The 12,384-nt window shown below is 74.4% G+C and carries 9 protein-coding genes; 2 read left to right on the plus strand and 7 right to left on the minus strand.

The annotated features are described in order from the left end of the window. Window positions 1–55 precede the first annotated feature (55 nt). Window positions 56–727: a bifunctional DNA primase/polymerase gene (locus J3R08_RS23395; RefSeq protein ID WP_036344045.1), complete on the plus strand. Its 672-nt coding sequence runs from the start codon at window positions 56–58 to the stop codon at window positions 725–727. Between the two features lie 356 nt (window positions 728–1,083). On the opposite strand, the gene J3R08_RS23400 is transcribed toward J3R08_RS23395, so the two are convergent. The 5 genes from J3R08_RS23400 to J3R08_RS23420 are packed head-to-tail and all read right to left on the minus strand — an operon-like array spanning window position 1,084 to window position 7,333. Further along, a complete protein-coding gene (locus tag J3R08_RS23400) occupies window positions 1,084–1,821 on the minus strand; it encodes an FAD:protein FMN transferase (protein WP_209964387.1) in 738 nt (245 codons plus the stop codon). A gap of 35 nt (window positions 1,822–1,856) precedes the next feature. Further along, window positions 1,857–2,453, minus strand: a complete 597-nt coding sequence (locus J3R08_RS23405) for an FMN-binding protein (protein ID WP_209962785.1) — start codon at window positions 2,451–2,453, stop codon at window positions 1,857–1,859. Window positions 2,454–2,466: 13 nt separating this feature from the next. Next, complete coding sequence (locus J3R08_RS23410; RefSeq protein ID WP_064448261.1) at window positions 2,467–3,882, minus strand: ferric reductase-like transmembrane domain-containing protein; 1,416 nt, start codon at window positions 3,880–3,882, stop codon at window positions 2,467–2,469. Next, window positions 3,879–5,252, minus strand: coding sequence for a DUF1501 domain-containing protein (locus J3R08_RS23415; protein ID WP_223201459.1), 1,374 nt, complete (start codon window positions 5,250–5,252; stop codon window positions 3,879–3,881). Before J3R08_RS23415 ends, J3R08_RS23410 begins: the two co-directional genes overlap by 4 nt. A gap of 14 nt (window positions 5,253–5,266) precedes the next feature. Then, window positions 5,267–7,333 carry a DUF1800 domain-containing protein gene (locus J3R08_RS23420; RefSeq protein WP_166456650.1) on the minus strand — a complete coding sequence of 689 codons (2,067 nt, stop codon included), beginning with the start codon at window positions 7,331–7,333 and terminating at the stop codon, window positions 5,267–5,269. A gap of 446 nt (window positions 7,334–7,779) precedes the next feature. Between J3R08_RS23420 and J3R08_RS23425 the strand changes: the two genes are divergently transcribed. Continuing rightward, the gene (locus J3R08_RS23425; protein WP_043329246.1) at window positions 7,780–8,037 is read left to right on the plus strand and encodes a DUF3040 domain-containing protein; all 258 of its coding nucleotides are present in this window, start codon (window positions 7,780–7,782) and stop codon (window positions 8,035–8,037) included. A 51-nt stretch (window positions 8,038–8,088) separates the two neighbouring features. Here J3R08_RS23425 and J3R08_RS23430 read toward each other — a convergent pair whose 3' ends face one another. After that, window positions 8,089–9,033 (minus strand): SWIM zinc finger family protein, encoded by a 945-nt coding sequence (locus tag J3R08_RS23430; RefSeq protein ID WP_043329244.1) that lies wholly within the window; start codon window positions 9,031–9,033, stop codon window positions 8,089–8,091. Further along, window positions 9,030–12,371, minus strand: a complete 3,342-nt coding sequence (locus tag J3R08_RS23435; protein ID WP_209962787.1) for a DEAD/DEAH box helicase — start codon at window positions 12,369–12,371, stop codon at window positions 9,030–9,032. The genes J3R08_RS23430 and J3R08_RS23435 overlap by 4 nt, the downstream gene beginning before the upstream one ends. Window positions 12,372–12,384: the final 13 nt, after the last annotated feature.

Below are 12,384 nucleotides of genomic sequence, written 5' to 3' on the forward strand. Positions count from 1 at the left end.
GGCTTTCGACGTGTGGCATGTGGACGGTTTCGCGGGACGAGAGGGGATGTCAGACATGTGGAGGAATGTCCGGCCGCGCGTCGCTCATCTGTCCCCGCTGGAACGGGTCCGCCTGCGCCGCGTCGCGGTGCGGTACGCGCTGCACGGCTGGCCGGTCACGCCCGGCGCCTGCCTGGCCAACAGCCGCTTCGTCTGCGGCCGGGCCGGCTGCCCCACGGTGGGCTGCCACCCCGCCCTGGAGGACTGGGAGCACGCCGCCAGCACCGACCCGGCCCGGGTGGCCACCTGGTGGCGCAGCCGCCCGCACGGCGTCCTGCTGCCCACCGGCCGTGCGTTCGACGTCCTCGAGGTCGCCGCCCACCTGGGCCGGCAGGTGCTGGACGCGGTCGCCACCCATCCCGCCGGGCCCGGCGTACGCGGCCCGGCGCTGGTCACCCCGACCGGCCGCTGGATGTTCCTGGTCCGCCCCGGCGACCCGCTGCGCCCGGAGCTGGAGCACTGCTTCCACGTGGTGCGGCACGGGCCCGGCTCGTGGATCCCGGCCCCGCCGACCCGGCTGCCCGAGGGGACGGTGCGCTGGGCGGTCGCCCCGGAGCAGGCCCGCTGGCAACTGCCCGACTCGTACCTGGTGCAGAACGCGCTGATCGCCGCGTTACGCGCGGCCGGCGTGACGCTCGGCGCGGACCTGTTCCCCGGCCACCTCCCGTTGCCCCGGCGGGGCCGCTGACCCACCCGTCCGCCCCGGACGGGTGGCCGACAGCGACCTCCCCGGCACCGGAATCGTTGAACCTGGCGAGGGCGCGTGCGCGCCGGAGCGGGGGTTTGAGGATGTCCAGGGACGACGCGGCCCGCCACACCGGCGGCACCGAGCCGGCGCGGCCCCGCCGCCGTGTGCACCCGTGGGCCTTCACCCGTCCCCTGGGCGTCCGCCCCGGCCGCCCCCGCCCGACGGGTTCCCGCCCAGCCATCCTCCACCGCCCCCTCCGCTGACCCCCCTCACCCCTCACCCCTCACCCCCGCCGATGCCGTTGATCAAGGAGTTTGTGTCCTCCAGCGCGGGCTAAACGGACACAAACTCCTTGATCACCGCGCTGGGGTGGGGATGGTGGGGAGGGTGCGGGAGTGGTGCAGGTGGGCGTCCTCGGTGACCACGGCGTGCTGCCAGGGGGACGGTAGGCGGTCGAGCCAGGCTAGGCCCTGGGGGCCCATGGCCACCGCGGCTGTCGCGTACGCGTCGGCCACGCCCAGGTCCGGGCCGGCCACCGTGACCGAGCGCAAGCCCTTCGCCGGTACGCCCCGGCGCGGGTCCAGCACGTGGTGCCCGCGCTCGTACACGCCGGAGGTGGCGACCGCCAGGTCGGTGCCGGTCAGCACCAGACAGGTCGCTGCCGCGTCGAAGGGATGCCGCACACCGATCCGCCACGGCTGTCCGGCCGCGTCGTGGCCGCGTACCCGCACGTCGCCGCCCGCGTTCACGCAGTGGTTCGGCGAGCCCGCGGCCACCAGCCGGTCCGAGGCGACCTGCGCCGCCCAGCCCTTGACGTAGCCGGACGGGTCGAGCCGCCCGGTCGCGTACACGTCGAAGAACCCGTCGGTGGCGGTCCACAGGTCGGCGCAGGCCGCCAGCACGGCGCGCAGGTCGGCGGAGGCGTCGGCGGGCCGCAACTCGCCCCGGTCGATCCGGCACACCTCGCTGTCGTCCCGGTACGTGCTGAACCGCGCGTCCACCTCGCGCAGCCAGCCGAACGTGTCCTCGGCCAGCTCGTGCAGGGTCCCCGGGGGCAGGTCGTCGGCCAGGTCAAGGCTGATCGCCGTACCCATGACGTGCTCGACCCGGCGCAGGCCGGAACGAACCGTCACGCCTTGTCCAGCGCGGCCTGCAACGACTGCTTGTACGCGGTGCTGGTGTACGTGGCCCCGGAGACGGTGCTCAGGTTGGCGCTCTGCCGGGCCACCACCTCACCGGACGTGCCGCTGTAGCGGGCCTGCACGTCGTCGCTGCGCTGCCCGGACTGCCCGCCCAGCGGCAGTCCGATCGCCGTGGCGTCGACGATCCGGCTGCCGCTGAGCGTGATCCGCACCTGCAGTGAGCCGTACTCGTAGGTGACCGACGGCCCGGTCACCGTGCGGGTGGTGACCTTCGGCGCGCTGGTGGTGGTCCGCGGCGCGGCGGGTGCGGTGCTGGTACGGGTGCCGCCCCGGCTGGCCGGGCTACGGTCGGCGGACGCCTTCGGGGTGGGCTTCGCCGAGGCGCGCGACGACGGCGTGGCGCTGCCGGACGCGGCGGCGGTGGGCGACGGCGGCTCGGGCGCGGCCGAGCCGCCCGGGGCGACCGGAGCCAGCGCCACCGGCGCGTCCGGCAGGGTCTGCCCACTGCCCGGCGCGCCCTTGAGCACCACGAGCGCGGTGGTGCCGGCGGCCAGTCCGGTGATCGCGAGGAGCGCGCGACGCATTGTGGTGCCTTTCCTACAGCTCGAACGCGGTCAGGTGGATCTGGCGGCGGGGCACGCCGGCCGCGCGCAGCGCGGCGACCGCCTCGTCGACCAGGCCGCCCGGGCCGCACAGGTAGACGTCGCGCCGGGTCAGGTCGGGCACCAGGCGGCGCAGCCCCTCCGGGTTCATCACCTGGCGGGGGCCGGGGTCGTCACGGCGGCCGACGACGTACCAGACGGAGGTCTGCCGGGCCTGCGCGAGCCAGTCCAGCTCCTGGTGCAGCAGCACGTCGGCCGGGGTGCTCGCGCGGTAGATCAGCGCCGCGCCGGGCGGCAGCTCCTCCAGCATGGCCCGCAGCGGGGCGATACCGCTGCCGCCGGCGATGAGCAGCGTCCGCTCCCGGGTGCGGTGCGCGGCCGTGAACGTGCCGGAGGGGCCCTGCGCCCAGACCCGGGTGCCCGGCGTCAGGTCGCGCAGCTCGGCGGTGTACCCGCCGACGACCTTCACTGTGATCCGCAGCCACCTGTCGTTGCCGGCGGCGGAGACGGAGAACGGGTGCGACTGCCACCAGCAGCCGGGGTTGAGGAACCGCCAGCGGAAGAACTGCCCGCCGAGCAGGTCGATCTGGTTGAGCCGCTGCCCGGTCAGGTATACCGACACGGTGTCCTGGCTCTCCGCCACGACGTCGGCGACGCGCAGCCGGTGCCGCAGGTTGAACGCCAGCGGCGCGAGCACCCGGCCCCACACCAGCGCGGCCACCACCAGCACGTATCCGGCGATCCAGCCGGTACGCACCAGGCCCGGCTGGTGCAGCTGCGCGCCGTTGCTGAACTGGTGCGCGTAGCCGAGCAGCAGCGTGAGGTAGCTGGCCGCGTGCAGCAGGTGCCACAGCTCGTACGGCAGGCGGCGGCGCACCGCGCGTACCGCGGTGACCGCGACGGTGACCAGCACGCCGGCCGCGGCGAACGCGGTGATCATGTCCTCGTAGTCGGTCAGCAGCACGCCGACCTCGGCGAGCACCGAGTTGCGCTCCTGCCGGGAGTAGCCGACCACCAGCAGCGACATGTGCGTGAGCACCGCCACCAGCAGCGTCGCGCCGAGGTCCCGGTGCAGCCGGGAGATCCGCTCGCCGCCGAGCGCGCGTTCCAGCACGCCGAGCCGGCTCATCATCAGCACCTGGACCAGCAGCAGGTAGCCGGCGATCAGGCCGGTGATCCGGCCGCCCGCGGTGAGCAGGTCGGCGGTGTCGGTGAGCGACCCGGCCGGGGTGTCCAGCCACCACGGCACCACCGCGGCGACCAGACCGAGCCAGAAGAGCGCGGCGAGCGCCCGCCGGGCGCCGGGTCCGCGGCGCGGACGAGCCGGGGGTACGGGAGCAGCCGGACGGCCGCCGTACGGGGCGGAGTGCCCGGTACGACGGCCGGCGGCGCGGGTTTCCTGGTACGTCACGCGTAGATCTTGACCGGGGTGAACTTCTGCCGGGGGAAGATCTTGTCCACCTCGGCGTTTGTCAGGCCGAAGCGGCCCTGCGCGACCGATCCGTAGACGTTGAACATGTTGTTGTACTCCGGCACGTCGCCGCTGTCCAACTTGTCCAGCCCGTTCCAGGTGCCGAGCAGCGAGCTGGCCAGTTTGCGGCCGGACAGCACGGTGACCACACCGCCGTGGCCGTGGTCGGTGCCGCCGCCGTTCGAGGCGACCCGGCGGCCGAACTCGCTGGACACCATGATCGTCACGTCCGCCGCCTGGTCGCCCAGGTCGGTGAAGAACGCGGCCATCGCGGCGGCCAGCTCGTTGAGCCGCCGCCAGAGCTGGCCGCCCTCGCGGGTGCCCTGGTTCTCGTGGGTGTCGTAACCGCCCATGCCGACGGTGGCCACCCGCACGTTCGCGCCGCCCTTGATGAGCTGGGCGAGCTGCTTGAACGAGTTGCCGACGCCCCGGTACTCGACGCCCTCGGCGGCGGCGTACGGCTTGGCAGCCAGCTTCTGGGCGGTGGCGAGCGCGCCCATGCCCTCGATGACCGCTTCCTCCACCGGGTGGTTGATGCCGGTGAACAGGCCGCGGATCGCCTTCTCGGTGGCCGCCCGGAACTTGTCGTCGCCGTTGAGCCGCAGGTCGCCGACGCTGTTGAGGGAGATCGCGCCGTTCACGCCGACGAGCGAGCGCGGCAGCGTGCTGCCGATGCCGACGCTGCGGAACGCGGTGCCCTTGCCGAGCGCGTCGACCAGGCTGTCCAGCCAGCCCCGGCCGCCGGTCTCGCCGGGCAGGCCGCCCAGGTTGCAGGCGTCGGCGGCCTGGAAGTGGCTGCGGGACAGCCGCGGGTCGGACGCGGCCGGCACGAAGCCGAGCTGACCGGCCTTGAGCCACTTCTCCAGCGGCGCGAACGCGCTGGTCAGCTTGAAGCCGCGGGCCAGCGCCAGCGAGTCCTCGCCGAGCAGCAGGTCCGGGCGGGCCTTGGTGAGCACCGGGTCGCTCGCCGGGGCGACCAGGCTCAGCCCGTCCAGCCCGCCGTAGAGGAAGACGTGGATCAGCGTGCCGGTCTTGGTCGCGGCGAACGACGCCGACGTGGTGACGAACTGGGCCGTCGCCAGCGCGGTCGCGGTGGCCGCGGCGCCCGCGACGAAGGTACGGCGGGTGACGCCCCGGCCGTCCTGCTGCGCCTCCTCGATCTCCTCCAGCCGGCGGTACCGGTCGGCCTCGGCCGCGCTCTCGGCCGCGACGATGTCCGCCTCCGCGCGCAGCAGCGCCTCGGCCGGGTTGTCGGCCAGCCGCCGCAGGTCGGGGCATTCGGGGTGCAGGGGGTACGGGTTCACGGTCATCTCCATCGAATGCCTCACCGGAGGTGGTGCTGGGGGGACGCGAGGATCGTCCGCGCGACAGCGGCGATGGCCCCGTTGAAGGTGGCGTCGACCTTGGCGCTCTCGGCGACCCCGGCCACGGCGAGCACGAGCTTCTTCTCCTTGGCGCTGAGCTTCTGGTGCACCAGCCGCTGGGCCAGCGCGTCCACGTACGCCCCGGCGGTGGTCGGCGGCTTCGCCACCAGCTTCTCCGGCTTGGCGAACGTGAACTGCTTGCGGTAGCCGGCGATCAGGTCGCCCGCCTCGTTCCAGCCGTCGATCATCGTGCCGGCCGAGGTCCAGGCCAGGTAGACGTCGGCGTAGCCGTCCGGGGTGGGCTTGCCCATCGGGTACTGGCCGAGTTCGCGCATCTTGTCCTGGATCTGCCGCAGGCCCTGCGCGAACGGGGTCCGCCGATTGTCGCCGGAGTAGCCGGGGGCCGCGTCCGGCGAGACGCCGAGCGCCCGGTACGTGGCGACCAGGTACTCCATCGGGCGGCGTACCTTCTGGCCGACCGCGGCCCAGAACTCCGAGGAGCTGAACAGCGTCGCCAGCACCGGGCGGATCTGCCCCTTGTTCGTGGTGTACGCCTTGGCGAGCCGGTCCACCACGGACTTCGGCGGGGTGTCGGAGACGAACCGGGTGGCGAGGTTCTGCGCCACGTACCGGGCGGTCGACGGGTGCGTCGCGATGTAACGGATGTACGAGTCGATGACCTTGTCGGCGGCCACCGGATCGTCGGAGTTGTTGGCGTGGCTGAACCCGAGGATCTTCACCTTGCCGAGGTAGTGCCGCTCGGCGAAGAACTTGTACTTGCCGTCGGCGACACCGCGTCCGGTCTGCAGCAGCGCGGCCTGGCGTACGTCCTTCTCGGTGTAGCCACCGTCGACGCCGACGGAGTACAGCTCCAGGTTCTCCCGGGCCAGGTTCTCGTTGACCGCGTCCTTGCGCGAGTCGACCTGGTTCAGGTAGAGCAGCAGCGCCGGGTGCTTGTTCGCGGCGACGAGCATCTCCGGGTAGCTGCCGAGCGCGTGCTTGCGGATGACGTCCCGGTCGAACGCGTTGCGGTAGTTCTCCCCGCCGTCGAAGTCGGCGGCGACGTGCAGGAAGTCGTTCCAGAAGTCGACCATCACCTCGAACAGCTGCCGGTCCGACCAGATCTGCCGGGCGATGGTGGCGTCCACCGTCTCCCGGGCCGGGTCGACGCCCTTCTCGTTGAGCTGCTCGCGCTGGTCGCGCAGCTGCGTCGGGCTGAGCTTGAGTGACTGCAGCTCGGCCAGCTTCAGCTCGGCCTTCGTCGGGGCGATCTTCTCCGGTTCGAGCTGCTGGCGCAGCCAGTCGTCGATGCCGAGCCGCTTGATGTCGGCGAGCATCTTCGGGGTCGCGCCGAACGTGGTGCGGGTGGCGAGGTGCCGGATCGGATCCTTGGCGAGCACCGTCTTCACAGTCACCTTGGTCGCCTCGGCGGCGGCGGCCGGGCTGCCGTAGAGCCGGCCGCCGGTGGGCGCGTTGCGCTTGAGCGCCTCGCCCGCCCGGGAGCCCATGTAGCTCTCGTTCTGCTCGGTGTAGGTCCGCACGGTGCTGGGCTGCTGGCCGCTCGGCCGCGCCGCGTTGCCGTCGGTGGTGACGGTGCCGGTGGCGTCACCGGCCGCTGCGTCACCGGTGAACAGTCCGCGTACCTGCGGAGACAGCGCGAAGGCGGCGCCACCGGCGACCACCGCGGCCCCACCGAGGGTGGCCAGCGCGCGGCGGCGACCCCGGTTCGGCGGCTCGTCGCCGTCGTCGTCCAGCGTGGGCAGTCCCGGGCCGGGCGGCGGGCCGTACCCGCCGGCGGGCTGGGCGTAGCCGCCCTGCTGGGGGAAGCCGCCCTGCGGCGGGTAGCCACCGGCGGCGGGGGCGAAGCCGTCCGGTCCGACCCACTGCGGGCCCGGCGCGGCGGCGGGGTGAGCACCGGCGTACGGCGCGGCGTGCGGGTCGCGGTACCCGTCCGGATGGGGGTGCTGGTATCCGTCCCAGCCGCGGTCGTCCCGGGGTCGACGCGGTGGCACGTTCAGGTCGGCCATGTACCTATCCCGTTTTCTTCGAGTGCCGGCACGCCTGCCACCCGGGGGGTCGGGTGGCGCAGGGGCGGCGACGGTTGCCGGAGAAGTTGCCTACGGGAAAGTAGCCAGGCCGTCCCGGCCGCTCAAGGCACGCCGGACGCGCCCGCGAGCGCACTTAAGACGGTGCTCAGGCCCGCCGCGGAGGACCCGGCGGGGCGGCGAGTGCGCGGCGACGTCCGGAGCAGGGCCGATCCGGTCACGCACCGCCCGAACGCGAGGTTTCGCAGCCCGGCGAGGCCGCCGGGGGCGTTCACCGCCTCACCGAAACTTAAGGTACGGATAAGCCTGCGCTGAGAACCTCGTTCCGCCTGTCCGGTCCGGCGAAACAGCAGCAGCGGCGGCGCGTGACCGCCCTCCGATCCGGGTATGCCGCCGAACCGCTGAAGCCGTGAGGGGAAGGCACCGCCATGCTCAGCCAAGAGGATCAGCGCAGGTTCGAACAGATCACCCGCCGTCTGCGGGAGAGCGACCCTCGGTTCTTCGCCCGGTTGGACAGCCGGATAAAGGGACGCCGGGGCCGGTACATGATGCTGCTGACGATCGTGCTGTGGGCCTCGCTACCGGCGATGACAGTACTGGTCGGACGGCTGGCCGGGGCGATCTGCGCGGTGGTGCTGGTCGCCAACGCCGCCGTGATGTGGCGTTTCCGCCGCCGATTGCTGTAGGCGTAAGGAAGGGCCCCTTCTTAACGCCTCCGGTAGAGGAAGGGCCCCTTCTTAACGCGCGCCTTCGGCGCGACCGAACTCCGTGGGCGACGCGCCCTCGGCGCTGCCGAACTCCCGGTACGCCCGGCGCAGCCGCTCGGCCAGGCCAGGCCCGCCGATCGCGGCACCGGGCGACCCGAGCTGGCGCAGCAGCAGCTCCGGGCCGGTGGCGAGCGTGGGCGGCCGGTCCGGCAGCGCCACCGGCGCCAGCCAGAACCGGTCCAGCTCCTCGTCCGGCTCGACCGCCGGCAGCCCGGCCAGGGCCCGCGCCGCGCCGACCACCGGCACACCCGTCGTCGCCGCCGGGTCCGGTCCGGCGCCCGGGACCGATGCCGCGCCCGCGCCGAGCACACCGCCGTCCGCCACGGCGCCGCGCAGCGTACGCAGCCGGTCGAGCAGTTCGGCGCGGGACCGGCCACGCCAGTGCAGCAGGTGGAACGGGTCGGCGTCGAACGCCTCGGCGAGCAGGTAGAACGTGGCCGCCAGGTGTTTGCACGGCACCGCGAAGTCGGGGCAGCCGCAGCTCTGGTCCAGCTCGTCGATCTCGGCCGGGAACAGCGGCGCGCCCGCCTCGGCGAACAGCTCCTCCAGTTCGGCCGGCAGGTCGCCGGCGAGCAGCCGGGCGCTGAAGAACGCCTGCCCGGCGAGCTCCGACTCCAGCCGCCGCCACACCTTCTCCGGGTACGCGGCCAGCCCGATCCGCACCGGGTAGGGGCGCGGCCGGGAGCCCTGCACCTCGGCGGTGACCTTGCCGGGCGACACGTCCAGCCGGAGCACCTGCCCCCGGCGCGCGTACGCCCGGCCGCGGGTGAGCCGGGAGCCGAGCGCGAACGACTCCAGCACCTCCACGAAGCGCCGGGACCACCAGGACTGCCCGATCGCGCCCCTGGTGCTGCGCGCCCGCAGGCCACCCTCGACCCGCAGCGGCGGCCGGTAGTCGTCAAAGCGGGGGCTCACTCGACCACCGCCCCGGACTCCAACGTGAACAGGTCCCGCAGCGTGTCGGTGGACAGCTCGGTGATCCACTGCTCGCCGCTGCCCACCACGGACCGGGCCAGGCTGCGCTTGTCCGCGATCATCGCGGCCACCTTCTCCTCGACGGTGCCGGCGCAGACGAACTTGCGTACCTGCACGCGGCGGCGCTGTCCGATGCGGAACGCCCGGTCGGTGGCCTGGTCCTCGACGGCCGGGTTCCACCACCGGTCCACGTGCACCACGTGGTTGGCGGCGGTCAGCGTGAGACCGGTGCCGCCGGCCTTGAGCGACAGCACGAACAGCGGCGGCCCCTGCGGCGCCTGGAAGCGGGTCACCATGGCGTCCCGGTCGGCCTTGCCGACGCCGCCGTGCAGCAGCAGCACCTCCCGACCGGTACGCGCCGACAGGTGCCCGCGCAGCATGCCGCCGAACTCGGCGTACTGGGTGAACAGCAGCGCCTTCTCCTCCGCGGCGAGCACCTCGTCGACGATCTCGTCGAGGCGTTCCAGCTTGCCGGAGCGGCCGTCCAGCGCGGAGCCGTCGTGCAGCAGCTGGGCGGGGTGGTTGCAGACCTGCTTGAGCCGGGTCATGGTGGCCAGCACCAGCCCGCGTCGTTCGATGCCGTCGCTGGACTCGATCTTCGCCATCATGTCGTCCACCACGGCCTGGTAGAGGGCTGCCTGCTCGGCGGTGAGGTTGCAGACCACCTCCATCTCCAGCTTCTCCGGCAGGTCAGTGATGATCGTCGGGTCGGTCTTGAGGCGGCGCAGCACGAACGGGCCGGTGATCCGGCGCAGCCGCTCGGCGACCTCGGCGTCGCCGTGCCGCTCGATCGGTTCGGCGAAGCGCTTGCGGAACGTCGCGGCCGGGCCGAGCAGCCCCGGATTCGCGAACTGCATGATCGACCAGAGGTCGGCGAGCCGGTTCTCCACCGGCGTACCGGTGACCGCGACCCGGTGCCGCGCGGGCAGTGACCGGACCGCCTCGGCCTGCCGGGTGGCGGCGTTCTTGATCGCCTGCGCCTCGTCCACCACCACCCGGTGCCAGTCGACGCCGGCCAGCTCGAACGCGTCCCGGGCGGCCACCGAGTACGTGGTGAGCACCAGGTCCGCCTCGCCCACCGCGGTGGCGAAGCCCTCGCCCCGGGCGCGCTCGGCGCCGTGGTGCACGTGTACGCGCAGGCCGGGCGCGAACTTCGCCGCCTCCCGCTGCCAGTTGCCGACGAGCGACATCGGGCAGACCAGCAGCGTGGGCCCGGCCTCCGGCGGGTCACCGGCGAGCAGCGCGAGCAGTTGGACGGTCTTGCCCAGCCCCATGTCGTCGGCGAGGATGCCGCCGAGCCCGAGCGACTGGAGGAACGCCAGCCAGGCCAGCCCGCGCCGCTGGTACGGCCGCAGCGTCCCGGTGAAACCCGGCGGCGGGTCGGCCGGGGTGAGCCGCCGTTCCGCCTCACCGGCGAGCAGTTCGCCGAGCGCGCCGTCGGCGACCACGTCCAGCACCGGCAGCTCACCGGCACTGTCGTCACCGGACAGTCCCATCCGCAGCAGGTCGGCCACCGTCAGCTCGCCGGAGGAGCGCAGCAGCTTCAGCCCGGCCTCCAGCCGCTGCGGGTCCAGCTCGACCCACCGGCCGCGCAGCCGGACCAGCGGCGACTTCAGGTCGGCCAGCGACGCCAGTTCCTCGGCGGTCAGCGGCTGGTCGCCGAGCGCCAGCTCCCAGCGGTAGTCGACGAGCGCGTCCAGCCCCAGCTTCCCGGCGCTTGTGGCCACCGCTCCCGGCGCGCTCCGGCTGCGCGCCCGCAGCCGCGCGCCGAGCCGCGACGAGGAACGCCGCCACCACGACGGCAGCAGCACCCCGAACCCGGCCGCGTGCAGCACCGGCGCGCCCTCACGCAGGAACCGGTGCGCGCCGTCGGCGTCCAGTTCCATGCCTTCCGGCGCGGCGGTACGCAACGCGGCGTCCACCTCGGGCCACAGCCGGCTGGCCCGGCCCAGCTCGGCCAGGAGCGTCTCCTGCGGCTCCACGCCCCGGGCGGCCAGCGCCGGCGCGGGCCGCTGCCAGATGTGTGCGGCGTCCACCACGAGCCCCGGCTCGTCGGCCGGGTGCAGGCCGAACTCGACCCGCCAGACGGCGTCCTCGACCAGCTCGGCGACCGGGTCGACGTCCGGCTCGACCAGGCGGAACGTGGCCCGTACCGCGCCGCCCGCGGCGTCGCGCTGCCAGGCGTCCAGTTCGTCGCGCAGCGTCGCCAGCGCGTCCGGCTCGGCGGGGAACGCCCGCTCCGGGCCGGTCAGCGCGGCCAGCCAGCGCGGCACCGCGCCGACCGGGCGCATTCCCCGGTGCAGCCGGGTGTCGGCCAGCGCCACCCGGGCGGCGGCGTCGACCAGCGCGTCCAGCGCCTCGGCGACCAGCTCACCGGCTCCGATGTCGCCGGATCGCCCGGCCCACGCGCCGCCCGTCGGTTCGCCCGCCCGGCTGCTGTCCCGGACGGACCCGCTCGGCGAGCGCCCGCCCGGCATGGGCTCGGCGGCGTCCGTCCGCACATCCGCCGACGCCGGGGCGGCGGCCCCGCCAGGGCCTTCGCCCGCACCGACCGACGCCGCTGCCGGGCCCCACGGCTCGGGCCGCCATTCCCGGGCGGCGCGGGCCGCCGGTGGCAACGCCGTCGCCAGGTCGCGCGCCCAGCCCGCGTCGGTGCCGGTGAGCAGCGGCCGCCAGAGCGCCCACCCGGTCGCCACGTCGTCCGCCCCGACGGCCCGCAACCGCCGCCCGGCCCTCGCGCCGGAGGCCGCCGGTGACCGCCGCGCCGAGGCACGCCGGCCGGTCGCGGCCGGCCCGCCGTCGGGTCCACCACCACCGGGGTACGCGTCGAGCGCGACCGGCAGCAGCCGGCCGCGTGCGACCAGGTCGGTGGCGAAGTCGGCCAGCTCGCACAGGTGACGCAGGCTCGCCCCGACCGGGCCCGGCGCCGGCGCGCGCAGCAGCTCGTACGCGGCGTCCGGGGCGTACCCCAGGGCCGGGACCCGCCATCCGGCGCGGGTGACCGGGCCGCGGACCGGTTCCCCGACGGTGGCCCGGATCAGTTCCGGCGAGTCCACCGGCGAGCCGGCGCGGGTCGGCAGGTCCAGCAGGACGGAGATCGGCTCGCCCGGCATGCCGTCGAGCGCGGCGGCGAGCGTGGCGTGGTCGGCGGCGAACGGGTGCGGGCGCTCGCGCGGGACGCGGCCGGGCCGGCGGGGCGCGCGCGCCGGGCGCGTGCTGTCCTCGGCCCACAGGGCGAGCCCGCTACCGGGCAGCCACAGCCCGTGGATGACCAGCACTGCTCCCCCTCGC

The sequence above is a fragment of the Micromonospora sp. HB375 genome, from assembly GCF_017872985.1.
Classification (GTDB): domain Bacteria; phylum Actinomycetota; class Actinomycetes; order Mycobacteriales; family Micromonosporaceae; genus Micromonospora; species Micromonospora chalcea.